Source organism: Luteimonas sp. 22616, assembly GCF_052044325.1.
GTDB lineage: Bacteria > Pseudomonadota > Gammaproteobacteria > Xanthomonadales > Xanthomonadaceae > Luteimonas.
This window is the reverse complement of record NZ_JBQEMW010000001.1, coordinates 247349-272618: the sequence shown is the minus strand read 5'-3', so window position 1 is coordinate 272618 and position 25270 is coordinate 247349. Positions and strand designations below refer to the sequence as shown.

Sequence of the window (25270 nt, the reverse complement as noted above, 5' to 3'; positions counted from 1 at the left end):
CTTTGTCCAGTCGAATCCGCATGCTTCCGATCGCCGCAGCCTGCCTGCTTGCGATGTCCGCCTACGCGCAGGCCGAACCTGCACAGCAGCAAATCAACATTCCCGCCAGCGACCTGGCCACAGCGCTCGACAGCCTGGCCAGGCAATCGGGCGCGCAGCTGATCTACCGCGCCGACCAGCTGCGCGGCGCACGCACCCGCGGCGTGCAGGGCAACCTGCCGGCCGACGCGGCGCTCGACCGGCTGCTGAAGGACACCGGTTACGTGCCCAAGCGCGATGCATCGGGCGCGGTGATCATCGTCAAGGGCCAGCAGCATGCGCAGGCGGCGCCCCGCCCTGCCGCGCCTCCCCCGCCGCCGCCTGCAGCGGAACCGGAGCCGGTAGAACCGGAAACCACCGAACTGCAGACGGTGCAGGTCACCGGCTCGCGCATCCCGCGCGCGCAGATCGAAGGCCCGGCGCCGGTCACGGTGATGACCGCCGAGCAGATCGCCGCCACCGGGCTCACCTCCGTTCCCGACGTGCTGCGCTCGCTCAGCCAGAACAGCGGCAGCGTGCAGGGCCAGCAGAACACGACCAACGCCCAGTCCACGCCCGGGGCGCAGGCCGTCGACCTGCGCGGCCTCGGCCCCAACCACACGCTCGTGCTGGTCAACGGCCGCCGCATCGCCGACTTCCCGCTGCCGCTCAACAGCCGCAGCAACTTCACCGACATCGGCAACATCCCGCTCGGGATGATCGACCGCATCGAGGTGCTGACCGGAAGCGCTTCGGCCGTCTACGGTTCGGACGCCATGGCCGGCGTGATCAACTTCATCCTCAAGAAATCCACCGACGGCACCATCATCGACTACCGCTATGGCGACACCAGCCAGGGGGGCGGCGAGTCGCACAAGCTGACGCTGACCAGCGGCTTCGAGCGCAACGACTTCAGCGGCATCGTCGGCCTGGAATTGCTGGACAAGCGCCCGCTGTGGGGCACCGACCGCGACATCCAGGACTCCACCCTCGACGCGCCGACGGCGCGCCGGCGCCTGCCCCGTCTCATCGCCCAGACCTACAACTGGGACGACGACATCGGCATCGATCCGGTCGGCGGCTGCGCGGCGATGTCGGGCTTGAACGAGGGCACCACGGTGCTGGCTGAAGACCGGTTCGGCGATCCCTACTGCGGCAGCGAGCGCGCCATCGCGTATCGCACGATCCAGAACGAGCGCAGGGGCGCCAACGCCTACGGTTCGTTCGAGTACCGCTTCTCCGACGCCCTGTCCTGGTTCGCGGACATCCAGCTGGGATACCAGAAGGTCAAGCTGCTGACCGGCACCAACGGCAACGACGTGAGCAGCGACCACATGGGCTGGGAATTCCACGACCCGGCCTCGACCGACAACTACCGCAACAGCGTGTTCTACAACGCGGGCACCGGTCGCTACGAGCTGTGGGTGCGGCAGTTCTCTCCCGAGGAAGTCGGCGGGCTGGAAAACCGCATGAACGTCACCACCGAAAAGACCGCGGCAGTGACGACCGGCTTCAAGGGCATGTTCGGCGACGACTGGAACTGGGAGGGGGCCTACAACCATTCCCAGTACAAGGCGGTCGTGGGCATGCCGCGGATCAAATCCGACGCCGCCAACCGCTTCTTCCTCGGCGACCGGCTTGGCTACGACGCCGACGGCTATGCGATCTACAACCCCGACCCGACGCGCTTCTTCACCCCGTTGACGCCAGCCGAGTTCGCCACCATCGGCGCGATGTCCACCTGGCACCCGGTGGCCAAGAACGACAACCTCAGCTTCACCACCGATACCCCGGCGCTGTTCTCGATGCCGGCCGGCGACGTCGGCTTCGCCGGCGCGGTGGAATACGGTCGCCAGTCCTATCGCATCAACCCCGATCCGCTCGCCCTGACCGACGACGCCTACTTCGGCCCTCGCTACGGCGATGGCCACGGCAGCCGCACCCGCTGGAGCGCGGCGGGCGAGTTGCGCGTGCCGCTGCTGTCGAGCCTCCAGGCCAGCCTTGCGGGCCGCTACGACCGCTACAGCTACGCCAACAAGGACCCGGGCAAGTTCACCTACAGCGCCGGACTGGAATGGCGCCCGGTCGACACCCTGCTGGTGCGTGGCTCCTACGGCACCGGCTTCCGCGCGCCCGACATGCATTACCTGTTCGCGGGCGACGACTACTACCGCACCCGCTTCTCGACCGACTACTACACGTGCCGGACCGCGGAACCGGACGCCACCGACGGCTACTGTTTCGATGACGGCAGCTACGACGTCAGCACTTTCGACGTCTACAACGGCAACCCGGAACTGGGCGTGGAAACCAGCAAGTCGTTCACGGCAGGCTTCGTGTGGTCGCCGTTCGCCAACTTCGACCTGGCGATGGACTACTACAAGATCCGCGTGGCGAACCAGGTGCAGGCGCAGAGCCGCGAGCGGCTGAAGATTGACGAGGCCGACTGCCGCCTGGGCGTGACTGACACCGGTACGGCCGTGGAGGTCAATTCGCCAACCTGTGCGGATGCCCTTGCCCGCGTCATCCGCGACGCCGACGGCAACATCACCAGCGTGCACTTCAGCCCGATCAACATCGCCAACGAAGAGACATCGGGCATCGACGTGACCGCCAACTATCGCCTGCAAACCGCCAGCGCCGGCGACTTCAACTTCAATGCCAATTACAACTGGGCCCACAAGCACACCCGCCAGCAGTACCCGGGCGACCCGACCGAGGACATGCTGGACGTCAGCTTCAGTTCCACCACGTTGCCCCGCACCAAGGGCAACCTGGGCGTGAGCTGGGACAAGGACGCATGGGGCGCAAGCCTGTTCGGCACCTACCTTGGCCGCGTCGCAAACTACGACAACGACGCATGGACGCAGGCCACCTGGCGCTTCAACGCCGGCGCGCGCTACGATGTCAACGACCACCTGCGCGTCTCGCTGTCGGTCAACAACGTGCTCGACAAGATGCCGCCGCGAGACCCCACCTGGTCGAACTACCCGTACTACGACACTTCCTGGTTCGACAGCATGGGCCGCAGTTACTACGTGCAGGTCACCTGGAAGCTGGGCGGCAAGCCGCTGTAAGCCAATCGCCCTGTTCCCGGCAACATCAGCAAGGCCCGCCATCGGCGGGCCTTGTTGTCTCTTCAGCGGCACGCCGGCACGCAAGCGCCGTCCGTTGCGGCATGGCCGCCTGCGCATTGCTTCCTTCCCCCGGAAAAACCTGCACCTGCTCCCGCGAAGTTCCGGCAAGGCCGCGTGAATTTTTCGCCCCGGCGATACGACAAGGCCCCGCAATGCGGGGCCCTGTAACGCCAACGTGTGTCCGGAAGTCAGACGTTGAAGCGGAAGTGCAGCACGTCGCCTTCCTGCACGCGGTATTCCTTGCCTTCCAGGCGCAGGCGCCCGGCATCGCGGGCGCCGGCCTCGCCCTTGTACTTGATGAAGTCGTCGTAGCCGATGGTTTCGGCGCGGATGAAGCCCTTCTCGAAGTCGGTATGGATCACGCCGGCGGCCTGCGGCGCGGTCGAGCCGCCCTTGACCGTCCACGCCCGCACTTCCTTCACGCCCGCGGTGAAGTAGGTCTGCAGGCCGAGCAGCTTGTAGGCGGCACGGATCACGCGGTTCAGGCCCGGCTCCTCGAGCCCGATGCTGGCGAGGAACTCGTCGCGGTCGGCGTCGTCGAGCTGCGAGAACTCCTCTTCGATCGCCGCCGACACCGGCACTACTTCAGCACCCTCGCCTGCCGCGCGCGCGCGCACCGCGTCGAGGTGCGGGTTGTCCTCGAAGCCGTCCTCGAGCACGTTGGCCACGTACATCACCGGCTTGAGCGTCAGCAGGAACAGATCGCGCAGCTGCGCGCGGTCGTCCTCGGACAGGTCCAGCGCGCGCGCCGGCTTGCCGGCATCGAGCGCGGCGCGCACGCGCGCAAGCACCTCGACCCGCGCCTTCGCGTCCTTGTCACCGGTCTTGGCCGAGCGCTCGGCGCGCTGCAGTGCCTTGTCAACGGAATCCAGGTCGGCGAGTGCGAGCTCGGTATCGATCGTCTCGATGTCGGCGATCGGGTCGACCTTGTTGTTGACGTGGATGACGTCGTCGTTCTCGAAGCAGCGCACCACGTGGGTGATCGCATCGACCTCGCGGATGTGGGCCAGGAACTTGTTGCCCAGGCCCTCGCCGCTGGCCGCGCCCGCGACGAGCCCGGCGATGTCGACGAACTCGACCGCCGTCGGCAGTACCCGCTGCGGCTTGACGATCTCGGCCAGCGCGTTCAGGCGCGGGTCCGGCACCGGCACCACGCCGACGTTGGGCTCGATCGTGCAGAACGGGAAGTTGGCCGCGGCGATGCCGGCCTTGGTCAGTGCGTTGAAGAGGGTCGACTTGCCGACGTTCGGCAAGCCGACGATGCCGCATTTGATGCCCATGTGTGGATCCGTGATTCGCGATTCGTGATTGGTGATTCGCCTGGCGCAATGCACGCCCTTTCGAATCACCAATCACCAACCGCCCATCACTGCTGTTGCGTATGCAACCGCTTCATCGCCTCGCTGAAATCGCCCTGCACCGCCAGCGGCAGCACGTCGAGCGCATCGTCGATCGCCCGTGCGATCTCGATGTCATCGCCGGCCGAAGCGCGGCCCAGCACCCAAGGCGTGACCTTGTCCTTGTGGCCGGGATGGCCGATGCCGATGCGCAGGCGATGGAATTTCCCATGCCCGAGCAGGCGCATCGTGTCGCGCAGGCCATTCTGGCCGCCGTGGCCGCCGTCGAACTTCAGCCGCGCCACGCCGGGCGGCAGGTCGAGTTCGTCGTGCACCAGCAGCGTTTGCTCCGGCTCGATCTTCCAGAACCGCATCGCCGCGAGCACCGACTTGCCGCTGAGGTTCATGAAGGTTGCCGGCTTGAGCAGCCACACGCTGCGGCCGCCGATGTCGATCTTCGCCGTCTCGCCGAACAGCTTGGCGTCGATCTTGAAGCGTTCGCCCGCCTTGTCCGCGAGCACGTCGACAAAACGGAACCCGGCGTTGTGCCGGGTCCGTGCGTGTTCCGGGCCGGGATTGCCCAGCCCGACGATGAGTCGCAAGCCTTCCATTCCAGACGCAAGCGCCCGTTGCACCCATCTCGGGTGCAACGGGCGCTGCGATTACTTCTCTTCGCCTTCCGACTCGCCCTTGGCTTCGGCGGCCTTCGGCGCCTCGGCAGCGGCCTCGTCGCCCTCGACGGTCTCTTCGGCCTCGACACGGCCGCGGCGGGCCACGACCACGGCCACGTCGTGGTCCGGACCGAGCTTGAGCTGCGGAATCTCGACGCCCTTGGGCAGCACCAGCTTCGACAGATGCACCGTGTCGCCGACTTCGAGTGCCGACAGGTCGACTTCGATGTTCAGCGGCAGGTCGCCCGGCAAGCAGCTGATCGCGACTTCGGTCAGCTCGTGCATGATCACCACGTCGGCGATCTTGCCGGCCGGCGAGGTGTCGCCGTTGATGAAGTGCAGCGGCACCGACATGCGGATCATCTCGTTCTTGTTCACGCGCTGGAAGTCCAGGTGCATGATGATCTGCTTGTACGGGTGGCGCTGCATGTCACGCAGCAGCACCTTCTCCACCTTGCCATCGACGTCGAGGTCGATGATCGAGGAATAGAACCATTCCTTCTGGCTGGCGACCCAGGTCTTTTCCTGCTCGAGCTGGATGCTCTGCGGCTCGGCGCTGCCGCCGTAGATGATGGCCGGGATGCGGCCCGCACGACGCAGGCGGCGGCTCGCACCCTTCCCCTCGTCCTTGCGGCCGGTTGCCGTAAGTTTCTGATCGGACATTTCGTTTACTCGCTTTGCTTGTTGTTGACCGCCTCGCGGCGGTTGTGAAGCTCACCCGCGACCAGGTGAGCTTTTCGTTCCCGGGATCGGGAATCGGGACTGGAGGCTCGATGCTTCTTCGAGTCCCCAATCCCCAGTCACGAACCCCGGCCCTGGATCAATCCACGTACAGTGAACTGACCGACTCGCCGAACGCGATCCGGCGGATAGTCTCGGCCAGCAGCTCGGCGACGCTGAGCTGGCGGATCTTGGGGCAACCCTTCGCCGCTTCCGACAGCGGGATCGTGTCGGTGACCACCAGTTCGTCGAGCTGCGACTTGCTCACGTTGTCGATCGCCGCGCCCGACAGCACCGGGTGCGTGCAGTACGCAACCACTTTGGTCGCGCCCTGCGCCTTGAGCGCCGCCGCCGCCGCGCACAGGGTGCCCGCGGTGTCGACGATGTCGTCGACCAGCACGCAGGTCTTGCCCGCGACGTCGCCGATGATGTTCATCACCGTGGCCACGTTGGCCTTCGGCCGGCGCTTGTCGATGATGGCCAGGTCCGCGTCGTCGAGGCGCTTGGCGATGGCCCGCGCGCGCACCACGCCGCCGACGTCCGGCGAGACCACGATCAGGTTGTCGGTGCCGTGCGCGCGCCAGATGTCGGCCAGCAGCAGCGGCGAGGCATAGACGTTGTCGACCGGGATGTCGAAGAAGCCTTGGATCTGGTCGGCATGCAGGTCCACGGTCAGCATCTGGTCGGCGCCGGCTGCGGTGAACATCTTCGCCGCCACCTTGGCCGTGATCGGCACCCGCGACGAGCGCATGCGCCGGTCCTGCCGGGCGTAGCCGAAGTACGGCACCACCGCGGTAATGCTGTCGGCCGATGCGCGCTTGAGCGCGTCGATCAGCACCAGCAGCTCCATGAAGTGCTCGGCGGTGGGCGCGCAGGTGGACTGCAGCACGAACACGTCCTGCCGGCGCACGTTCTCCTCGATCTCGACCTGGACCTCGCCGTCGGAGAACGTCGAGACCAGCGCCTTGCCGGGGCGCACGCCGAGTTCGCGGCACACTGCCTGGGCCAGCGGCCTGTTCGCGTTGCCGGAGAAGATCAGCAGGTTGCCGTCCTCGTTCTTCATGTTCGTGCTCCGCTGCGCTCTGACCGTTGCGAACTGACCGTTGCAAAAACCACCGTTGCAACACCGGGACTCGCGCATCCGTGCACGGGCTGTGTCTTGGAAAAGCCGGCGCGTAAACGCGCAGGCGCTTTGCGGAACGATCCGCGTGGAATGGCAGGGGCGGCAGGATTCGAACCTGCGAATGCCAGGATCAAAACCTGGTGCCTTGGGCCTCTTGGCGACGCCCCTGCAGTCTCAAGATGAAGTGTGCGCCGTCCCGCCTGCCTGCCGCTGTTGCCATGCCTCAAGCGCGTCGACCAGCGGCGAGTGCGCAGCGCCCCGCGCCATCCATGCCCTGAGGCCGGTGGGCAATCGCGCCAGCGCGGCTTCGGCGGACTCCCGGTCGGGGAACTCGACGAAACAGCCACTGCCCGTTCCGGTCAGCCGTGGCGATCCCACCCGTGACAGCGCGGCGAACACCGCTTCGACGGCGGGTTCGCGGCGACGCAGCACGGGCTCGAACGCGTTGCCGAGCGAAGCGCCTGAAACAAAGTCGGATATTGTCGCGGGCGCGGCATTTCGCGTCAATTCGGCGGCCTGGAAGAGTTCAGCCGTGGCAACGTGGACACCGGGATCGGCAAGCACGTACCAGGCCGGCGGCAGGTCCAGCGGGGTCAGCCGTTCACCGACCTCCTCGGCCCAGGCGTTGCGCCCGCGGACGAACACCGGCACGTCCGCGCCCAGCTGCAGGCCCAGCGCGGCCAGCCGTTCCTGCCCCAGGTCCAGCGCCCAGAGACGGTCCAGGGCGCGCAGCACGGTAGCCGCATCGGACGAACCGCCGCCGAAGCCGCCGCCCACGGGAATCCTCTTTTCGACGACGATGTCGACACCTTGCGCGGTGTTCGACTCACGTCGCAGGAGTTTCGCCGCCCGGACGGTGAGATCGCCGGCCGCCTCCACTCCCGGCGCCGATGCGCCATGGCGGGCCACCACGCCGTCGGTCCGGGGCCGCAACCGGATCGTGTCGCCCCAGTCCAGCAGCCGGAACACCGTCTGCAATCGGTGGTAGCCGTCGGCGCGGCGGCCGACGATGCGCAGGCACAGGTTGAGCTTGGCCGGCGCCGGCCACTGCGACCAGCCCGCTTCCGCCTCCGCCGGCTTCACGGCGCCTCCGGCGCCCACGACCAGGCATCGATCGCCAGCCGCACCCGGGCCTCGCCGCGCGCGGCGTTGATGCGGTCGGGCAATTGCAACGGCGGCCCGCCGTCGCCGGGACGCGCCTCGCGCCAGCCGAGGTAGTCGACGGTCCAGCCATCCTGTTCGATCCGCGCCAGTTGCCCGTCGGCGGTGAATTCCATCCGCGCCGGACCGAATGCCGCCGCGTCCGCGCGCGCCCCGCCCGCCCACGCCGCCAGCGCGCCGACCGGGATGTCCAGCCCGGTCGCCTCGCGCAGCAGGCGCACCACGTCGGAATCGCTGCGCGGGCCGCCCTCGATGCCCTCGATCCGCGCCGAAGCGGCGTCGCCGGTGAGCCGCCAGCTCTGCCGGCTCACCGGCGCGCTCAGGGTCACGGCGTAGCGGTCGCCCGACTGCTGCCACTCGATCCGCCCGCTGCCGCCGTTGCGGCCATTGGACAGCGCAACGCGGCCGCTGAAAGCCAGTGTCGGCAGCGCCTGCAGGCGCTGTTCGCGCGCCTGTTGCGCCGCGATTGCCGCACCTTCGGCAGCCGTCGACAGCTCGCCGATCGCCACGCCCTTCCCGTTCGGGACGGTGACGCAACCTGCCAGCAGCAGGCAGGCGGCCACGCAGGCGCCGCGCAGCCTGCTCATGCGCCGGTCTTTTCCAGCGCGCGCTTGAGCGAGCGGTTGTCCGGATCGAGCTTGCGCGCCTCCTCGAAATACTTGCGCGCCTCGTCCTTGTTGCCGGTCACCCACAGCACTTCGCCCAGGTGGGCACCGATCTCGGCGTCCTTCTGCAGCGCGAAGGCGCGCCGCAGCTCGGCCAGCGCCTCGTCGTTGCGGCCGAGCCGGTACAGCACCCAGCCGTGGCTGTCGATGATCGCCGGGTTGTCGGGGTCGGCGACGCGGGCGCGATCGATCAGCTGCAGCGCCTCATCAAAGCGGTTGGTGCGATCGGCCAGCGTGTAGCCGAGCGCATTGAGCGCGGCGACGTTTTCCGGATCGGCCACCAGGATCCGACGCAAGTCGGCCTCGGCGCGCGCGATGTCGTCGCGGCGCTCCCACATCAGGCCGCGCGCGTACAGCAGCTCGGGGTCGTCGGGATAGGCGGCCAGGCCGCGCGCGTAGGTGTCGAGTTCGCCCTTGGCGTCGCCGTCGTCCATGCGCAGCTCGGCTTCCAGCAGGTAGCCGTTGCGACGCGCATCGTCGTCGACCGAGGCATCGGCCTGCAGCTCGCGCAGGGCCGCCCAGGCTTCGGCGTCCCGGTCCATGTCGTGCAGCACCTTGGCGATGCGCAGCCGTGCCTGCGCCCGCGGCGGACCGCCGGCGACGCTGCGATACCACTCCAGGGCCTCGGCATGGCGGTCGAGGAACTCCGCGGTCTGGCCGAGCAGCAGGCGGCGCGAGGGGTCGGGGCTGGCGGAGCCCTGCTTCAATTCCTCGTAGAGTTCGCCCAGTGCCGGCTTGTCGTCGGCCTTGGCCAGCAGCGACGCGCGCAAGCCGTAGAGCTGGTCGTCCTGCGGGCCCTGCGCCAGCATGGTCGCAGCGGCGGCGCTGTCGCCGAGGGCGTCGTATTCGGCGGCGATCGACAGCCGCAGGTCGGGCGTCATCGGCTCGGTTTTCGCCAAGGTCGCCAGCACCGCGCGCGCTTCGTCGGGCTTGTCGGCCTCGCGCAGCTGGCTGGCCCGCAGCAGGGCCACCCGGGGTTCGTCGGGGAAATGCTCGATCACCGCGGCGACGATGCGCTCGGTCAGGGCCGCATCGCCCAGGCGCTGCGCCAGGCCGCCCAGTACCAGCCAGGCCTGCAGGTCGTCGGGAATCGCGCCGGAGCCGACCAGTTCGCCCAGCACCCTGGCCGTGGCTTTCGGATCCTTGCCGCCGCTGCCCATGGCCGCCACGGCGTAGCGCCAGCCCTTGGGGTCCGGGTCGCGCAGCAGCGCTTCCAACTGTCGGCGCGCGGCCCGCAGCTTGTTGTCGCGCAGCGACAGGGTGGCCTCGGCCGAGCCCATCGCCAGCGAATACGGCGCACGCTGGCGCCACAGCTTCAGCGCCTGGGCGCTGCGGGCGTTGTCGTTGCCCAGCAGCGCGATGCGGGTGGCGCGCTCGGCCAGGCCGGCGTCGCCTTCGGCGCTGCGCGCCGCCTGCAGGTACCAGTCGGCGGCCTCGTCCAGGCGCCCCGCGAGCAGCGCGTATTCACCGGCCATGGTGGCGACCAGGGTGTCCGGCGCCTTGGCCGCCGGCGGCTTGGCCAACCCCGGCAGGGGCACGAAACAGGCGGCGAACAGCAGGGCCGGGAGCAGGGTTGAAAGCGGGAAACGAAGCGTTACGGGCATCTGGCGCAGCCGGGCCGTAAAATGTCGGCCTCAAGTCCAATGAGCTTATCGCAAGCGCCTGAATGCAGGAGCGCCTGATCGCCCCTGCCATCCGTGCAGCCCGCCCTCCATGAGCCTGTTCGCACTCGGCATCAACCACCAGACCGCACCGGTCGCATTGCGCGAGCGCGTCGCCTTCAATGACGACGCGGTGGCGCCTGCGCTAGCGGGCCTGCATGCACTGCCGCAGGTGCGCGAGGTGGCGCTGCTGTCGACCTGCAACCGCACCGAACTCTATGCGGTGACCGACGACGACGGCAGCGCGCTGGTCGACTGGCTGGCCACGCACCCGTCCGAGAGCGGCGACCTGCGCGCCTACCTGTACCGCCACCAGGACGGCGACGCGGTGCGGCACCTGTTCCGGGTCGCCACCGGGCTCGATTCGCTGGTCCTCGGCGAGCCGCAGATCCTCGGCCAGGTCAAGCACGCCTGGGCCACCGCGCGCGGCGCCGGCACGCTGGGCGGGCAGCTCGACCGCCTGTTCCAGCACGCCTTCGTCACCGCCAAGCGCGCGCGCACCGAAACGCGGATCGGCAACAGTCCGGTGTCGGTGGCGTCGGTGGCCGTGCGGCTGGCGCAGGAGTCGTTCGCGCAGCCCTCGGATTCGACCGTGCTGCTGATCGGCGCCGGCGAGACCATCGAGCTGGCCGCGCGCCACCTCGCCCAGGCCAAGGTCAAGCAACTGCTGGTCGCCAACCGCACCTACGCGCACGCGCAGGACCTGGCCGCGCGCCACGGCGGCGTGGCGCTGCCGCTGGACGAACTCGACCGCCACCTGTTCCTGGCCGACATCGTGTTCTCGGCCACCGCCAGCCGCACGCCGGTCCTGTCGAAGGCGCAGGTCGCAGCGGCGCTGGCCGCGCGCCGCCACCGGCCGATGCTGCTGCTCGACCTGGCCGTGCCGCGCGACATCGCGCCGGACGTGGCCACGCTCAAGGACGCCTTCCTGTACACCGTCGACGACCTGGAGCGCGCGGTCGAGGACAACCGCCAGAATCGCCGCGAGGCCGCCGACGAGGCCGAGGCCATTGTCGAGCTGCAGGTCGCGCGCTACGTGGAAGTGCTCGCTGCCGGCACCCGCAACGCACCGCTCAAGCGCCTGCGCGCGCACGGCGAAAGCACCCGCGCCGAAGTGCTGGCGAAGGCGAAGCAGCAGCTCGCCGCCGGCCAGTCGCCGGAGGCGGCGCTCGACTTCCTCGCCCACACCCTCACCAACCGCCTGCTGCACGCGCCGACCGTGGCGCTGCGCGAGGCCGCGATCAGCGGCGACACCGAACTGATGCACGCCGTCGACCGGCTGATGCACGGAACGGGCGCCGACAAGGACGACGATGCTGCCGACCCTGCGCCGTAAGCTCGAGGCCCTGGCCGAACGACGCGACGAACTCGAACGCCTGCTCGCCGATCCCGGCGTCGCCGCCGACCAGGACCGCTTCCGCGCGTTCTCGCGCGAGTTCTCCCAGCTCGAGCCGGTCGCCGCCGCGCTCGCCGACGAACGCCAGGCGCGCGACGACCTCGCCGCCGCGCAGGCGATGCAGGCGGATCCCGAGCTGCGCGAGCTGGCCGACGAGGAAATCGCCGCCGTCAACGCGCGCCTGGCCGAACTCGACACCACGCTGATGGCGCTGCTGGTGCCGCGCGACGCGCGCGACGAGGGCGACCTGTACCTGGAAATCCGCGCCGGCACCGGCGGCGACGAAGCCGCGATCTTCGCCGGCGACCTGCTGCGCATGTACACCCGCTACGCCGAACGCCAGGGCTGGCGGATCGAAGTCGAGTCCGCCAGCACCGGCGAGCACGGCGGTTTCCGCGAGGTCATCGCCCGCGTCGAGGGCCGCGGCGCATACGCGCACCTGAAGTTCGAGTCCGGCACCCACCGCGTGCAGCGCGTGCCGGAAACCGAATCGCAGGGCCGCATCCACACTTCGGCGGCGACCGTGGCGATCATCCCGATCGAAGAGGGCGGCCCGCCGATCGAGATCAATCCCGCCGACCTCAAGGTCGACACCTTCCGTTCCTCCGGCGCCGGCGGCCAGCACGTCAACAAGACCGAGTCGGCGATCCGCATCACCCACGTGCCCAGCGGCATCGTGGTCGAATCGCAGACCGAGCGCTCGCAGCACGCCAACCGCGACAAGGCAATGAAGCGGCTCAAGGCGATGCTGGTCGATGCCGAGTCCGCGAAGCAGGCCGCGGCCACGGCGCAGAGCCGCAAGCTGCAGGTCGGCAGCGGCGACCGCAGCCAGCGCATCCGCACCTACAACTATCCGCAGGGCCGGATCACCGACCATCGCGTCGAAGGCCTGACCCTGTACGACCTGCCGAACGTGCTCGAAGGCGCGCTGGACCCGCTGGTCGAGCGCCTGTCACGCGAACACCAGGCCGATGAACTCGCGCGGCTGACGCAGGAGGCATGAGCATGGACACCACGATGGCCACCACGATTTCACGCGCCGGCCCGGCCGACCTCGACGCGCTGGCCGTGCTGTTCGACGCCTATCGGCAGTTCTACGGGCAGGCGCCCGACCTGGCGCGCGCGCGCCAGTGGCTGCGCGAACGACTGCGCTTCGGCGAATCGGTGGTGCTGGTGGCCAGGCGCAACGGCACGGCCGCGGGCTTCGTCCAGCTGTATCCGATGTTCTCCTCGGTGCGCACCGCCAGGACCTGGATCCTCAACGATCTCTACGTGGACGCCGCTGCGCGCCGCAACGGCGTGGCCCGCGCCCTGCTCGACGCCGCCGCCACCTTCGCGCGCGAGGATGGCGCGGCCGGCATCTGCCTCGAAACGACTCGCGACAATGCCGCCGCCCGCGCCCTGTATCGCGACGCCGGCTGGCACGAGGACGCGACGCAGTGGTATTCGCTGGGCCTGTAAGGCTTGCCTCACAAGCCCAACAGATGGGTGTTCTTTTGCTGAAAAGATCACACCCCCTGGACAGGCAGCCAAACCAGCCTTGCGCTAGGCTTCGCGCCATGACCGCAGAATCCGATCCCGTCCCGCTGTCCTTGTGCGTGCTGACCGTCTCCGACTCGCGCACGCGGGCCGAGGACAGCTCCGGTGATTACCTCGCCGCCGCGCTCGAAGCCGAGGGCCATCGCCTGCACGAACGCACCCTGCTGCCCGACGACCGCTACCGTCTGCGCGCCGTGGTGTCGCGCTGGATCGCCGACGAGGCCGTGGACGGCGTGCTGGTCACCGGCGGCACCGGCTTCACCGGCCGCGATTCCACGCCCGAGGCGCTGCTGCCGCTGCTGGACAAGGAAATGCCCGGCTTCGGCGAGCTGTTCCGCGCGATCAGCTTCGAGGAGATCGGCACCTCGTCGCTGCAGTCGCGCGCCTTCGCCGGGCTGGCGAATGGCACGTTCGTGTTCTGCCTGCCCGGCTCCACGTCGGCCTGCCGCACGGCATGGGAGAAGATCATCCGCGCACAGCTCGACGCGCGCACGCGTCCGTGCAACCTCGCGACATTGAAGCCGCGCCTGTTGGAAGGCCCGCACATGGGTATGCGGGATCCCGATCAGGGACGATCGAAAGAGGAGTGAACATGTCCATCGACCAGACCCTGCGACTGCTGGCCAAGGCACGCGGCCTGACCGTGACCGACATCGCCACCGCGATTCCGCGTGCCGGCGTGGCCACAGTGTCGGCGTGGATGCGCGGCGACAAGCTGCCCGGCCGCGACCAGCTCGACGCCCTCGCCCGCACCTTCGGCGTGCCCGCCGGCGCGCTACTGTCGGAACTGGCCAGCACCCTCGACCCTGCGCGTACGAAAGGCGAGCACGACCTGCTTGCCGCCTACCGCGACCTCAACACCCGCCAGCAGGGTGCGTTGCTGGAAGTGGCGCGCGGCATGGCCGGCCACAAGGCCGCGCGGAAGAAATACTAGAGAAGCCCAGGGCAAGCCGGCATTGTCATTCCGGGCGCAGCAAGGAACCCTGGCATGCAGAATGGATCGACAAGATGCGATGTCGTGAAGCGCATTTCGCGACACTCGAAATGAGCGCCCCGGGCTTCCGTTGACGGTATCGAACCGGCATCGGTCGCATGCTCACCGCCCGCAGGAATCCCGCATGAAGAAACTCAAGCGCAAGCCCTACGAGAAACAGCTCGAACCGATGCAGCTCGAACTCGTCGCGATGGCGCGCTGGCTCGCGCATACCGGCAAGCGCGTACTGGTGGTGCTCGAGGGTCGCGACACCGCCGGCAAGGGCGGCGTCATCGGCGCGATCTCCGATCACCTCAATCCGCGCCAGTGCCGCATCGTCGCGCTGCCCAAGCCCAACGACCGCGAGGGCACGCAGTGGTATTTCCAGCGCTACGTGCCGCACCTGCCCGCGGCCGGCGAACTCGTGCTGTTCGACCGCAGCTGGTACAACCGCGCCGGCGTCGAGAAGGTGATGGGCTTCGCCAGCGACGCGCAGGTCAAGGCGTTCCTGCAGCAGGCGCCGGCGTTCGAGAAGCTGCTGGTCGACGACGGCATCGTGTTGTTCAAGTACTGGCTGTGCACCGACCAGGCGCAGCAGGAGGAGCGTTTCGCCGAACGCCTGGACGACCCGCTCAAGCGCTGGAAGCTCTCGCCGATCGACCTCAAGGCCCGCAGCGCCTACGCCGACTACACCCGTGCCCGCGAGGCGATGCTGAAAGCCACGCACACGAAATATGCGCCATGGACGCTGGTGGACTTCAACGACCAGAAGCGCGGCCGCCTGACATTGATCCGCGACCTGCTCGACCGCCTGCCGGACACCCATGTGCCGCCCGCGGACATCGAATTCCCGCCCCTGCCGGGCAGGCTGCTGAAGGAACGTTACGGCGTATTGAAACCGATCACGCCGTTCGAAAACTGAACCTGCGTCCGCGCGCTTGCCCGGTCAGGGAGTCCACACCCCGGCGGCCGCCAACAGCATCAGCGGCAACACGAGAACGACGAACGAAGCGAGCAGGCACAACAACCCGATCCAGAACACTCGCCAGTTCGAATGGAACGCAAAGCGGTCCGATGCGGCGATGGCCTGCTTGCTTATCTGGTGCTTCTCGGCGACGTGGCGACCGGTGACGATGTACAGGATCGAAAGCAGCGAACCGGGAAAGTCTTCGGGCAGCAGCGGCAGGATCGCGATCAGGGCAACGATCAGGGCGACGCCCACCAACAGCGTCGTTGTCACCAGCCGATCATTGCCCAGCGCCGAGAAGTTCGCCCGGAGAAAGTAGATGAGCCCCACCGGCCCGCCCACAAGCGCGCCGCAGGCGACCTGCGAAGGCGAATACAGGCGAACGGCGCCGGCGGCATCGCCACGGAGCACTGCAGTGGGTGCGGCGTACGGATTTTGTTGCATGGAAGACCATCCCTGTCTGATGGAGCCGATCGCAGGCACGGGCTTCGTGCCGGCCTCGCACATGCCTCTAGCGAATCACGAAACCGCCGCCTGCTTCAACCTCATCAAACGCCGCGTGCTCCACGCTTTCCACGCGTGCCATCGGCGGGCCGCGCCGCAGCCATCCGGCGAATGCTTCAATGGCCGCGGCATCCCCGGCGACCACAACTTCGACGCGACCATCCGCGAGGTTCCGGGCGTGGCCACGTAGTCCCAGTCGCCACGCTTGCTCGCGCGTGCCGGCGCGGAAGAACACGCCCTGCACCTTGCCGCTGACCAGGAAACGCGCGGCCGCCATCGCTCAGTCCTTGGCGTCCGACCCGGAATCCGCGGTGGGGCCGCCGGCGGCGGCGATCGCGCCTTCGATGTCCTTGGCGCTCACCGGACCGAGGAACTGCTTGGCCACCTTGCCGTCGGGCGCGATCAGGTAGGTCATCGGCAGGCCGCGCGGCGTGGCGAAGTCGGCCGGCGGGTTGTAGACGTCGATGATGGCCACCGGATAGACCACCGGATGCTTCTCGAGGAAGGCACGCAACTCCTCGGGATCGATGTCCTCGTAGGCCAGGCCGATGACCTCGACATGCTGGCGCATGGCGTCGAGCGCCGACAGTTCCGGCATCTCCTTCAGGCACGGCGCGCACCAGGTGGCCCAGAAATTCACCACCACCCAGTTGCCGCGGTGTTGGGCCAGGTCGTACGGCTTGCCGTCGATGGTGGTGGTGCGCAGCGTCGGCATTTCGGGCTTGCCGGTGACTTCGGCGGTCGGCGGCGTTTCGGGCGCCTTGGCGGCATTCGCGGCAGGCGCCTGCTGCTGCGCATCGGGCGACGGCGATGGCGCCGTTGCGTCATCCGCCGGGCGCTTGCAGGCGGCGAGCATGGCGGCGAGCAGGCACAGGGCGATCAGGTGGCGGTGGTTCATGACGGTTCCCTGGGGAGGTCGTAGAGACTGGAGACACGGCGCTTGAGCAGTTCGCGCAGGGGGATGCGCAACTCGTCGAGCGTGCGGATGGCATTCATGCCCAGCGCGTCGTCGCGGCACGGCAGGTGCGCTTCGTTGATCGGGATGCGCAGGTTGCAGGCTTCGTACAGTTCGGCCAGCGACAGGTCGTCGAGATCGCGCGCCAGCAGCCACTCGCCGGATTCGGCGCGGGTGACCAGGCCGATCTCGCTCAGCTGCGCCAGCATCTGCTGCACCAGGGCATCGGTGAGCATCGGCTCCATGCCCTGGATCTGGTCGCTGTGCAGGCCCTTGCCGTCCTGGCGCGCCATCGCGAAGCGCCCGAGCATGCGCAGCAGGCCGTACAGCTCGTGCCCGACCGGCAGGCGCATCGAGGCCGGCTGGTAACGGAAGGCCGAGATCGAGGACGCAAACGAGGCGCCGAGCAGGATCGAGACCCAGCCGAAGTAGATCCACAGCAGGAAGATGGGCACGAACGCGACCTGCTGGTAGATCTTGGAGTAGGCGCCGAAGCTGCCAAGATAGAGGCCGATGCCCCCTTTCACGCATTCAAGCAGGAATACCGCCAACGCCGCGCCGGCCACGGCGTGCCGCCACTGCACGGTGCGATGCGGGACGACCCGATAGATCGCGGTGAAGGCCAGCCATTCGATCAGCATCGGCGCAAGTTGCAGCAATACGCCTTCAAGCCACTGCCCGGACGCGCTCTTGAAGATGCCCAGCGCGAAGAACCGGGTCGACAGCGCGAGGCTGGCGGTGGCCACGAGGGCGCCGAGGGTCAGTACCGTCCAGTAGACGAGGAAGCGGCTGAACTTGGGGCGCGCGGTCTTCACCCGCCAGATCTTGTTGAACGTGGCCTCGACGCTGACCAGGGTGATCAGCAGCGACACCACCAGTGCGATCACGCCGACCGTGGTGAGCTGGCCGGTGTTCTGCGAGAACTCGCGCAGGTAGCCCTCGATCGCACGCGCCGAGCCGGGCACGAAGTTGGAGAAGATGTAGTCGCTGAGCTGGTCGCTCCACTTGTTGAACACCGGGAATGCCGACAGCACCCCGAACACCACCATCGACAGCGGCACCAGCGCGAACACCATCGTGAACGACAGCGCGCCGGCCGACTCGAACAGGCGGTCGTCGAGGAACCGGCGCCACAGGAAGCGCAGGAACGTCCCCGTCCGCGCGCGGTCGTGGATGCGTTCGCTCCAGCGGTACAGGGTGTCGAGGGGCTCCATCGAGCGAAGGGTAGCAAAGGCGGCGGGCGGCACGGCGCTGGCGGTGCCGGGCCTGCGGCTTGCGCCCTGCCCTGCCACCGCGATCGGTTCTGCCGTCCACCGGAGCGCTTCCCGTGTCATCAACAGCGCCTCCTCCGTCATCACCCCTCCTGTCATCCCGAGCACAGCGAGGGATCTCGCCCTCCTGCCGCCGGAGAAGATCCCTCGCTGCGCTCGGGATGACAGGGGCCGGGATCGACAAGCGGCGTCGGGGAGCGTGTTCCGCACATGCAGCCGCCTCGGCTGCACATTGCTCCCGACCTGCGACAATGCCGTCATTCCCGCGCCGCGACGCACGCCATGCCCGACATCCTCGTCCTCTACTACAGCCGCGGCGGCTCGGTCGCCCGGCTCGCACGCCACGTCGCGCGCGGCATCGGCGAAGTCGACGGCATGAGCGCGCGGCTGCGCACGGTGCCGCCGGTGGCGGCAACCACGCAGGTCGCAGCGCCACCGGTGCCCGAGGACGGCGCGCCGTACGTGCAGGCCGCCGACCTGGACGAATGCGCCGGCGTGGTCCTCGGAAGCCCAACCCGGTTCGGCAACATGGCCGCACCGCTCAAGCACTTCATCGACAATCTCGGTGCGCAATGGGCCAGCGGCACGCTGGTCGGAAAGCCGGCGGCGGTGTTCACGTCCACCGCGACGATGCACGGCGGCCAGGAATCGACGCTGCTGTCGATGATGCTGCCGCTGCTGCACCACGGTTGCGTGATCGTGGGCATCCCGTTCACCGAGGCTGCGCTCAACACCACCCGCGGCGGCGGCACGCCCTACGGCGCCAGCCATGTCTCCGGCCTGCAGGACGACCCGCAGCCCAGCGACGACGAAGCGTCGCTGGCGCGCGCGCTCGGCCGCCGCGTGGCCTTAATCGCGGCGAAGCTCGCATGACCGCTCGTACCCGTTCGCGCATCGTGCTTGCGGTGTCGCTGTTCGCGCTCGCGGCACTGTTCACGCTGTGGTTCCACGGCGATCGCCACCGCCTCGCCGCGCTGCTGGTGTTCACCCTGCCGCCGCTACTGGCACTTGCCGCCGTGCTGCGCGGCGGCACCACGGCGTCCCGGGGCGGGTTCTGGGCGGGCGTGCTTGGCCTGTTCTGGTTCTCGCACGGGGTGATGGTGGCCTGGAGCCGGCCTGCCGACGGCGTTTACGCCTGGGCCGAGATCGTGCTGGCGCTTGTGATCATCGTGGCGGCGAACTGGCCCGGGCTGCGCGCGCGCTTCGGGCGCTAGAATCCACGCCGGTAGGAGCAGCCGTGGCCGCTCCCCAAACAACCGCAACCACGTTCCCATTGCAGTACAGGATGAACAGGATGGACGAGCTCCTCGTCGTCACCACCGGCGGCACCATCGACAAGGTGTATTTCGACGACAAGTCCGACTACCAGGTCGGCGAGCCGCAGATCGGCCGCATTCTCGAGGAGCTCGGCGTCGCGTTCCGTTTCCGGGTGATCCCGATCATCCGCAAGGACTCGCTGCACATCAACGCCGAAGACCGCGAGCTGTTGCGCGCCACCATCGCCGCGCAGCCGGCGCGGCAGGTGCTGGTGACCCACGGCACCGACACCATGGTCGACACCGCCAAGGTGCTCGCCACGATCGCGGACAAGACCATCGTCCTGACCGGCGCGCTGAACCCGGCCCGCTTCCGCGGCTCGGACGCCGAATTCAACATCGGCTGCGCGGTCGGCGCGGTGCAGTCGCTGGCGCCGGGGGTCTACATCGCCATGAACGGCCGCATCTGGGATCCGCTCAAGGTCCGCAAGAACGTGGACGCGAACCGGTTCGAGGCGATCTGAGGGCCGATACGCACCGCACACTGCCTTTGGTAGGAAAAAAAGGGAATCCCGGCTCTTGCCGGGATTCCATTGCTCCGAAGGCGCTACCGTCAGAACGTGACGCTCCAGCTGTCGATCTTGCCGGTGTCGCCCCTGCCGCGGTCGCTGACGCGCAGTCGCCAGATCCCGTCGAGGTCTTCGGCCGACAGGTCGAGGGTATAGGTCCTGATGATGTTGTCGGCGCTGCCGCCACTGCGGTTCTGGAGCAGGTACACGCTGCCGTCGGGCGCCACCAGGTCGACCCGCAGGTCGCCGATGTAGGTGTGCCGGATGTCGACGTCGACCTGCGTGGATGCCGACGCCTTGCCGCCGCGGCCGGAGACCGTGATCGGGCTGTACACCGTGGCGTAGTCGCCAATCGCGACATCGTCCGTGTTGGCGTAGGTCTGCGTGCCGCCACCGCTACTGCCCGTGCCGTAGTCGCCCACCAGGCTCACGCCCGAGAACGCCGAGTAGCCCTTGATCCGCACGTGCCAGGTACCGGCCGAAGGCGACGCAAAGGTGCACGCTTCGCTGTTGCCGGATTTGTACGGCCGGCAGTCGTAGGCACTGTCGGTGGGCGCGCTGCCGAACTTGACGTACAGGTCGGCATCGCCGCTGCCGCCGGACATCGTGAACACCAGGTTCGAGGCGCCGGCCGGCACGTCCAGCGTGTACGCGAGTGATTGGCCCGCGCCACCGGACTGCCCGGTCACCGGCACGCCCTTCTCCAGCGTTCCACCGCCGCTGCCGCCTCCGCTCACGGTGACCGGCAAGGTCTTGGCGTTGCTGGCGCCATCGTCGTCGACCACCGTCAAGGTGACACTGTAGGTGCCACCGGCGGCATAGGTGTGGACGGGATTGGCCGCGTTGCTGCTGCCGCCATCGCCAAAGTCCCAGCTGCGCGACGCGATGTTGCCGTCGCCGTCGCTCGATGCATCGGTGAAGACCACCGCCAGCCCGTCCGGACTTGCCGTGAAATCCGCCACCGGCGGGCTGTTCTCGCCACCGCCGCCACCGGACGTCTTGGCCAGCTCGCCGAGGAAGCCCAGGCCCAGCTTGGCCAGCGCGACGCTGGGTGCGGCGTTGCCACCCATGTTCGCCAGGGTGTCGTCGGGCGTGTGGATGTCGTTGTTGAACCCGGCCTCGAACATCATCGCCGCCGGATAGCCGGCGCTGGTCCAGGAAGCGTGGTCCGAGCACCCGTAACCGCAGGTGTAGGTGCCGCGGGTCAGGCCCAGCGGCGCGAGGTATTCGTCGAACACGTCGCGCACGAATTGCTGCAGGCCGGCATTGCTGTTGTCGGTGATCAGCTGCATGTCGTCGCTGGCGCCGATCGCGTAGTTGGTCATGTCCAGCTGCAGCACGCCGACCACGTTCTTGCCCGCGCCCTGGAACGACTGCGCGATGGCGTTCGAGCCGCGCAGGCCCACTTCCTCGGCGGCGTAGCCCATGAATTTCACGGTCCGCTTCGGCTGCCAGCCGCTGGCGAGCGCGATGCGGATCACCTCGGTCAGCGTGGCGATGCCCGAGGCGTCGTCGTCGGCGCCGGGCGCGTCCATGCTGTCGCCGCTGCCGGAGTACGAGATCGAATCGAGATGGCCGCCGAGCACGACGATCTCGTTCGGCAGTTCCGTGCCCTGCACCGTCAGGATCACCGACGGCTGGGTGGAACAGGTGCTGCAGGCGGTGAACAGTTCGGCGCTGACGTCGCTGCGGCCGTTGGCGAGCGACAGCCATGTGTCGCGGATCCACTCCGCCGCGGCCTGTCCGTGGCTGCTGGCGTAGTAGCGGTTCGGCCAGGCGGTCGAGAGGTGTTCGATGGTGTCGCGGATGCCGGCTTCCTGGACCTGCGACAACCACGGGCCGACCGTGGCCTGGTTGTCGACCGTGTAGTTGGCCAGGAACACGGTGTTGCGCGCCAGCGCGGATCGGTCGGCGGCGACGAATGCATCGGCGTCGGCGCGGCTGGCGAAGGCGAAGTATCCGCCGCAGCGCTTCTCCCGCTCGTGGATCAGCGTGCTGACCTGCCCGAGCTGGTTGGCCCGGATCCGCGCGACCACCAGGCGATTGCCGACGCTGTCGCGGCGCGCCACGCCATCGCGGGCGATCGCCTGCAGGCCGTTGCGGTATGTGTCGTCCGAGACGACGATGAAAACGGGGGCGAAGGGGTCCTGCTCCAGGCCCAGTGCGGCGGTTTCATCGGCATGGTTGGCGTGGGACGCAGTCGAAGCCTGCGCGTCCGGCATGCCGGCCAGCAGGGCGCCGGCAACCAGCCCGGCGAGCAAAGTGCGTGGTGTCATCGAGTCGCTCCTTGACGATCCGGCAGCCGTGCGGCCGCCGGATCGATGTAATCCGGCAAGGGTGGCAATGGCGCCATGCCGCGTGGCATGCGCGCCTTGCCTGCTGAAGAAAAGCCCCGGTCTTGCGACCGGGGCCATGGACTTCTTCAGAACGTGACGCTCCAGCTGTCGATCTTGCCGGTGTCGCCCCAGCCGCTGTCGGTCACGCGCAACCGCCAGGTGCCATTGAGGGCTTCGCTCGACAGGTTGCCGGTGTAGGTCTTGATGATGTTGTCGGCACTGCCGCCACTGCGGTTGTGCATGCCGTACACGCTGCCGTCCGGCGCGATCAGGTCCACCTTCAGGTCACCGATGTAGGTGTGCTTGATGTCCACCTTGATCTGGGTCGAGGTCGCCGCGTTGCCGCTGCGGCCGGACACCGTGATCGAGCTGTACACCGTGGCGTAGTCGCTGATCGCGTAGTCGGTCGTGTTGGAGTACGTTTGCGAACCGCCACCGCCGCCTCCGGTGCCGTAGTCGCCGACCAGGCTCACGCCCGAGAATGCCGAGTAGCCCTTGATGCGCACGTAGTAGGTGCCGGCGGAAGGCGAGGCGAAGGTGCAGCTCTCGCTGTTCCCGGCCCGGTACGGGCGGCAGTCGTAGGAACTGTCGGTCGGCGCGCTGCCGAACTTCACGTACAGGTCGGCATCACCGGTGCCACCGGACATCGTGAACACCAGGTTGGACGCACCGGCCGGAACGGCCAGCGTGTAGCTCAGCGACGCACCGGCCGAGCCCGACTGGCCGGTCACCGGAACGCCCTTGGACAGCACCACGGTGCCCGGATCAGGACCCGGACCAGTGCCGCCATCGCAGCTCACGCCGACGCCGGCGAACGCCGAGGTCACGTCGGCCTTGGTGAAGCCCAGGTCGGTGGCCGCGGTTTCGACGCCACAGGCACCCTGGTCGAAGTCGGTGCTCGAGGTCCAGTAGTCACGGTTGGCGCGCGCGAAGGCCTGGAACGCCTTCTGCGTGTTCCACCCGCTCTTGTTGGCCAGCAGGTAGAACGCCTTGTTGTAGACGCCGGAGGAATAGTGGACGTCCATGCCGCTGTAGTAGTCGTCGGCATGGCCGATCGAGCGCCCGTCCTGCGGCGGGTTGGCCATGTAGCGCAGCGCGCCGCTGCCCTTGAAGATCTGCGCGCCCACCAGGAAGTCGTTGCTGCCGCCGTTGAAGAAGTACTCCGCGGCCTCGCCGGCCATGTCGGAGAACGCTTCGTTGATGCCGCCCGACTGGCCGCTGTACTGCAGCCCGGAGTTCTGTTCGGTGTAGCCGTGCGAAACCTCGTGCGACGACACGTCCAGGCTGACCAGCGGGTAGAACGTGCTGGCGCCGTCGCCGAAGGTCATCGACGAGCCGTCCCAGAACGCGTTCTCGTAGCTGTTGCTGTAGTGCACCTTCATCGTCAGCTTGAAGGTCAACGGCGCCGATCCGACATAGGAGTCATACATGTCGAAGATGACCTTGCCGAAGTAGTGCGCGTCGTTGAGCGGCGAATAGGCGCCGTTGATCGACTTCACCGTGTTGCGCGGGCAGGTATAGCCGAAGGCGGTGCTGCCGCTGGTGCCGTGGTTGAGGTTCACCGTCTTCACCACGGCGTTGTCCATGGTGCAGGTGCTGCCGCTCTGGGTGACGTCGAGGAAGCCGTGGTCGGTGCCGTATTCGTACTGGCCGGTCTTCTGGTTGCCGCCGGGGCCGGTGCCGATCTCGGCGTTCTGCAGGTTGTCGTACTGCTTGAGGATGCGGCCGCTGTTGGCATCGACGATCACCACCGGGCGCGTCGGGCTGCCGCCCTTGGCCGCGTCGGCGAAGAACGACACCACGTACGCCATGTGCGCGCGGTCGTTGTCGTCGATGAAGACCATCTGCCGGCTTTCCTCGCGCTCCACGCGCATCGCCAGCAGGCGGTTGCCCAGCGTCGCGCGCTTGGCGGTGGCCAGCGCCTGGGCGCCGGTCAGCTTCGGCGCGACCGTCGCCGGGAGCTCGCTCTCCAGGCCGGTGACCTTGCGGCCGAACATCGCGCGCACCTGGCCATTGGCGTCCTCGCTGACGACGATCTGCTCGCCGTACACCGGGATGCCGTTCCAGGTCTGCGCATAGCGGTAGTTGCGCGCGCCGTTCTCGATGGCGCGGGCGTTGACCACGGTCAGCGCCGAGTGGGCGTCGAGCGCGAGCATTTCGGCATGGCGCAGGTTGGCCTGCTTGCTGACGCCGATCGCCACGCTGGCGTTGGCGTACTGGCTGTTGAGCGCTGCCACGTTCTGCTTCTGCAGGTCGACGCGGTTCGCCGCCTGCGCCGAAACCGCCGCGAGCGCGAGCGCCAGCGGTGTCACGACGAAGAGTGCGATTGGATGTCTGCTGGAATGGGTCACGATTGCTTGTCTCCCGAATGGTTGGATATGTCGATCGCCGGCATGGCGATCTCTCTCGACGCTTTTCCAACTGCACCGGCACGGGCTTGTTCGCCCGCATCCGGCTTGAACACTGCTTTTTCTGGAACTCCCCACCGGCGGCGACGGCCCCCCGGCTGCCGGTGCTGGCCCCTCGCAGCTTCTTCAGATGTCGATCGTTGACGCGTCCGACGAACTTCCCGCAATGCACACCCACGTTTCCGTCGGCACGGCCGGCGGCTTCCCTCCTTCGCACGCGCAGCCCGCTCCCGGCGCCGCGGTGCCGCGCCCCGCGATCGGTCGGAAGACCGGCAGGGACGCGACTGCGGCGAAAATCCGGAATAGGCCCGGCATCGATAGCCTCGTGCTGGAAGGAATGCCGCTGGCGGCAAATCGGTGGGTCGTGTCGAACCCCGCCCACCGGAAACAGACGCATGACGCAATGCGTCTGCCACTGACAATAAATGACAGTTCAGAAAATATTCACGCTGCAAGCGCAGCAATTTCGGGGCATTAATCGTGATGGGCCTCCCTATTTCGGAATGTAGACGGTTACATCCGGAACTATTTCGGATTGTGCGTTCGCGCTGACCGCGACCCATCGGCTTCATCGACCGGCATCGCATCCCTGCGAAGCAGCTT

Annotated in this window: 24 protein-coding genes and 1 tRNA gene; 11 read left to right on the top strand and 14 right to left on the bottom strand. The window is 68.1% G+C overall.

The annotated features are described in order from the left end of the window. Nucleotides 1-20: 20 nt before the first annotated feature. The gene (locus tag ACTJIL_RS01200) at nt 21-3095 is read left to right on the top strand and encodes a TonB-dependent receptor (RefSeq protein WP_440753786.1); all 3075 of its coding nucleotides are present in this window, start codon (nt 21-23) and stop codon (nt 3093-3095) included. A gap of 248 nt (nt 3096-3343) precedes the next feature. Here the strand turns inward: ACTJIL_RS01200 and ychF are convergent, their stop codons facing one another. The 8 genes from ychF to ACTJIL_RS01160 form a co-directional block, all read right to left on the bottom strand. Beyond that, nucleotides 3344-4435 (bottom strand): redox-regulated ATPase YchF, encoded by a 1092-nt coding sequence (gene ychF / locus ACTJIL_RS01195; protein WP_440753785.1) that lies wholly within the window; start codon nt 4433-4435, stop codon nt 3344-3346. Nucleotides 4436-4521: 86 nt separating this feature from the next. Beyond that, complete coding sequence (gene pth / locus ACTJIL_RS01190) at nt 4522-5103, bottom strand: aminoacyl-tRNA hydrolase (protein ID WP_440753784.1); 582 nt, start codon at nt 5101-5103, stop codon at nt 4522-4524. A 51-nt stretch (nt 5104-5154) separates the two neighbouring features. Beyond that, entirely contained in the window at nt 5155-5826 is a 672-nt protein-coding gene (locus tag ACTJIL_RS01185; protein WP_440753783.1) for a 50S ribosomal protein L25/general stress protein Ctc, read from the bottom strand. A gap of 157 nt (nt 5827-5983) precedes the next feature. Continuing rightward, entirely contained in the window at nt 5984-6946 is a 963-nt protein-coding gene (locus ACTJIL_RS01180; protein WP_440753782.1) for a ribose-phosphate diphosphokinase, read from the bottom strand. 151 nt (nt 6947-7097) lie between these two features. Continuing rightward, nucleotides 7098-7174, bottom strand: a tRNA-Gln gene (locus tag ACTJIL_RS01175). Nucleotides 7175-7180: 6 nt separating this feature from the next. Further along, nucleotides 7181-8089 (bottom strand): 4-(cytidine 5'-diphospho)-2-C-methyl-D-erythritol kinase, encoded by a 909-nt coding sequence (gene ispE / locus ACTJIL_RS01170; RefSeq protein WP_440753781.1) that lies wholly within the window; start codon nt 8087-8089, stop codon nt 7181-7183. Beyond that, nucleotides 8086-8754, bottom strand: a complete 669-nt coding sequence (gene lolB, locus ACTJIL_RS01165; protein ID WP_440753780.1) for a lipoprotein insertase outer membrane protein LolB — start codon at nt 8752-8754, stop codon at nt 8086-8088. Before lolB ends, ispE begins: the two co-directional genes overlap by 4 nt. Continuing rightward, complete coding sequence (locus ACTJIL_RS01160; RefSeq protein WP_440753779.1) at nt 8751-10436, bottom strand: tetratricopeptide repeat protein; 1686 nt, start codon at nt 10434-10436, stop codon at nt 8751-8753. The genes lolB and ACTJIL_RS01160 overlap by 4 nt, the downstream gene beginning before the upstream one ends. Before the next feature lie 109 nt (nt 10437-10545). Here ACTJIL_RS01160 and hemA point away from each other — a divergent pair, with 109 nt between their 5' ends. The 6 genes from hemA to ppk2 all read left to right on the top strand — a co-directional run bounded on the left by hemA (nt 10546) and on the right by ppk2 (nt 15323). After that, complete coding sequence (hemA, locus tag ACTJIL_RS01155; RefSeq protein ID WP_440753778.1) at nt 10546-11829, top strand: glutamyl-tRNA reductase; 1284 nt, start codon at nt 10546-10548, stop codon at nt 11827-11829. Further along, nucleotides 11807-12892, top strand: coding sequence for a peptide chain release factor 1 (gene prfA, locus ACTJIL_RS01150; protein ID WP_440753777.1), 1086 nt, complete (start codon nt 11807-11809; stop codon nt 12890-12892). The genes hemA and prfA overlap by 23 nt, the downstream gene beginning before the upstream one ends. Before the next feature lie 14 nt (nt 12893-12906). Beyond that, entirely contained in the window at nt 12907-13350 is a 444-nt protein-coding gene (locus tag ACTJIL_RS01145) for an N-acetyltransferase family protein (protein ID WP_440755810.1), read from the top strand. Nucleotides 13351-13448: 98 nt separating this feature from the next. Continuing rightward, nucleotides 13449-14018 (top strand): molybdenum cofactor biosynthesis protein B, encoded by a 570-nt coding sequence (moaB, locus tag ACTJIL_RS01140; RefSeq protein WP_440753776.1) that lies wholly within the window; start codon nt 13449-13451, stop codon nt 14016-14018. 2 nt (nt 14019-14020) lie between these two features. Continuing rightward, the gene (locus ACTJIL_RS01135) at nt 14021-14362 is read left to right on the top strand and encodes a helix-turn-helix domain-containing protein (protein WP_440753775.1); all 342 of its coding nucleotides are present in this window, start codon (nt 14021-14023) and stop codon (nt 14360-14362) included. A 184-nt stretch (nt 14363-14546) separates the two neighbouring features. After that, complete coding sequence (gene ppk2, locus ACTJIL_RS01130) at nt 14547-15323, top strand: polyphosphate kinase 2 (protein WP_440753774.1); 777 nt, start codon at nt 14547-14549, stop codon at nt 15321-15323. A gap of 24 nt (nt 15324-15347) precedes the next feature. Here the strand turns inward: ppk2 and ACTJIL_RS01125 are convergent, their stop codons facing one another. From ACTJIL_RS01125 to ACTJIL_RS01110, 4 genes are all read right to left on the bottom strand, one after another. Then, nucleotides 15348-15812, bottom strand: a complete 465-nt coding sequence (locus ACTJIL_RS01125; protein ID WP_440753773.1) for a hypothetical protein — start codon at nt 15810-15812, stop codon at nt 15348-15350. Nucleotides 15813-15879: 67 nt separating this feature from the next. Then, nucleotides 15880-16149, bottom strand: coding sequence for an acylphosphatase (locus ACTJIL_RS01120; RefSeq protein WP_440753772.1), 270 nt, complete (start codon nt 16147-16149; stop codon nt 15880-15882). 3 nt (nt 16150-16152) lie between these two features. Beyond that, nucleotides 16153-16770, bottom strand: coding sequence for a TlpA family protein disulfide reductase (locus ACTJIL_RS01115; RefSeq protein WP_440753771.1), 618 nt, complete (start codon nt 16768-16770; stop codon nt 16153-16155). Then, complete coding sequence (locus ACTJIL_RS01110; protein ID WP_440753770.1) at nt 16767-18041, bottom strand: YihY family inner membrane protein; 1275 nt, start codon at nt 18039-18041, stop codon at nt 16767-16769. The genes ACTJIL_RS01115 and ACTJIL_RS01110 overlap by 4 nt, the downstream gene beginning before the upstream one ends. A gap of 339 nt (nt 18042-18380) precedes the next feature. On the opposite strand from ACTJIL_RS01110, the gene wrbA reads away from it, so the two are divergent. The 3 genes from wrbA (at nt 18381) to ACTJIL_RS01095 (ending at nt 19878) form a co-directional block, all read left to right on the top strand. Next, nucleotides 18381-18971, top strand: a complete 591-nt coding sequence (wrbA, locus tag ACTJIL_RS01105) for an NAD(P)H:quinone oxidoreductase (RefSeq protein WP_440753769.1) — start codon at nt 18381-18383, stop codon at nt 18969-18971. Further along, nucleotides 18968-19312, top strand: a complete 345-nt coding sequence (locus tag ACTJIL_RS01100) for a DUF2069 domain-containing protein (protein WP_440753768.1) — start codon at nt 18968-18970, stop codon at nt 19310-19312. The genes wrbA and ACTJIL_RS01100 overlap by 4 nt, the downstream gene beginning before the upstream one ends. Before the next feature lie 80 nt (nt 19313-19392). After that, nucleotides 19393-19878: an asparaginase domain-containing protein gene (locus ACTJIL_RS01095; protein WP_027080675.1), complete on the top strand. Its 486-nt coding sequence runs from the start codon at nt 19393-19395 to the stop codon at nt 19876-19878. Nucleotides 19879-19967: 89 nt separating this feature from the next. On the opposite strand, the gene ACTJIL_RS01090 is transcribed toward ACTJIL_RS01095, so the two are convergent. After that, on the bottom strand, nt 19968-22199 hold the full coding sequence (locus ACTJIL_RS01090; RefSeq protein WP_440753767.1) for a M20/M25/M40 family metallo-hydrolase: 2232 nt from the start codon (nt 22197-22199) through the stop codon (nt 19968-19970). Nucleotides 22200-22345: 146 nt separating this feature from the next. After that, entirely contained in the window at nt 22346-24610 is a 2265-nt protein-coding gene (locus ACTJIL_RS01085; RefSeq protein WP_440753766.1) for a M4 family metallopeptidase, read from the bottom strand. A gap of 187 nt (nt 24611-24797) precedes the next feature. Here ACTJIL_RS01085 and ACTJIL_RS01080 point away from each other — a divergent pair, with 187 nt between their 5' ends. Beyond that, nucleotides 24798-25145 carry a hypothetical protein gene (locus ACTJIL_RS01080; protein WP_440753765.1) on the top strand — a complete coding sequence of 116 codons (348 nt, stop codon included), beginning with the start codon at nt 24798-24800 and terminating at the stop codon, nt 25143-25145. Nucleotides 25146-25270: the final 125 nt, after the last annotated feature.

Coding starts and splice junctions, on each gene's coding strand:
- ACTJIL_RS01200 (WP_440753786.1), top strand. CDS start 21: ATGCTTCCGATCGCCGCAGCCTGCCTGCTTGCGATGTCCGCCTACGCG.
- ychF (WP_440753785.1), bottom strand. CDS start 4,435: ATGGGCATCAAATGCGGCATCGTCGGCTTGCCGAACGTCGGCAAGTCG.
- pth (WP_440753784.1), bottom strand. CDS start 5,103: ATGGAAGGCTTGCGACTCATCGTCGGGCTGGGCAATCCCGGCCCGGAA.
- ACTJIL_RS01185 (WP_440753783.1), bottom strand. CDS start 5,826: ATGTCCGATCAGAAACTTACGGCAACCGGCCGCAAGGACGAGGGGAAG.
- ACTJIL_RS01180 (WP_440753782.1), bottom strand. CDS start 6,946: ATGAAGAACGAGGACGGCAACCTGCTGATCTTCTCCGGCAACGCGAAC.
- lolB (WP_440753780.1), bottom strand. CDS start 8,754: ATGAGCAGGCTGCGCGGCGCCTGCGTGGCCGCCTGCCTGCTGCTGGCA.
- ACTJIL_RS01160 (WP_440753779.1), bottom strand. CDS start 10,436: ATGCCCGTAACGCTTCGTTTCCCGCTTTCAACCCTGCTCCCGGCCCTG.
- hemA (WP_440753778.1), top strand. CDS start 10,546: ATGAGCCTGTTCGCACTCGGCATCAACCACCAGACCGCACCGGTCGCA.
- prfA (WP_440753777.1), top strand. CDS start 11,807: ATGCTGCCGACCCTGCGCCGTAAGCTCGAGGCCCTGGCCGAACGACGC.
- ACTJIL_RS01145 (WP_440755810.1), top strand. CDS start 12,907: ATGGCCACCACGATTTCACGCGCCGGCCCGGCCGACCTCGACGCGCTG.
- moaB (WP_440753776.1), top strand. CDS start 13,449: ATGACCGCAGAATCCGATCCCGTCCCGCTGTCCTTGTGCGTGCTGACC.
- ACTJIL_RS01135 (WP_440753775.1), top strand. CDS start 14,021: ATGTCCATCGACCAGACCCTGCGACTGCTGGCCAAGGCACGCGGCCTG.
- ppk2 (WP_440753774.1), top strand. CDS start 14,547: ATGAAGAAACTCAAGCGCAAGCCCTACGAGAAACAGCTCGAACCGATG.
- ACTJIL_RS01125 (WP_440753773.1), bottom strand. CDS start 15,812: ATGCAACAAAATCCGTACGCCGCACCCACTGCAGTGCTCCGTGGCGAT.
- ACTJIL_RS01120 (WP_440753772.1), bottom strand. CDS start 16,149: ATGGCGGCCGCGCGTTTCCTGGTCAGCGGCAAGGTGCAGGGCGTGTTC.
- ACTJIL_RS01115 (WP_440753771.1), bottom strand. CDS start 16,770: ATGAACCACCGCCACCTGATCGCCCTGTGCCTGCTCGCCGCCATGCTC.
- ACTJIL_RS01110 (WP_440753770.1), bottom strand. CDS start 18,041: ATGGAGCCCCTCGACACCCTGTACCGCTGGAGCGAACGCATCCACGAC.
- wrbA (WP_440753769.1), top strand. CDS start 18,381: ATGCCCGACATCCTCGTCCTCTACTACAGCCGCGGCGGCTCGGTCGCC.
- ACTJIL_RS01100 (WP_440753768.1), top strand. CDS start 18,968: ATGACCGCTCGTACCCGTTCGCGCATCGTGCTTGCGGTGTCGCTGTTC.
- ACTJIL_RS01095 (WP_027080675.1), top strand. CDS start 19,393: ATGGACGAGCTCCTCGTCGTCACCACCGGCGGCACCATCGACAAGGTG.
- ACTJIL_RS01090 (WP_440753767.1), bottom strand. CDS start 22,199: ATGACACCACGCACTTTGCTCGCCGGGCTGGTTGCCGGCGCCCTGCTG.
- ACTJIL_RS01080 (WP_440753765.1), top strand. CDS start 24,798: ATGTCGATCGTTGACGCGTCCGACGAACTTCCCGCAATGCACACCCAC.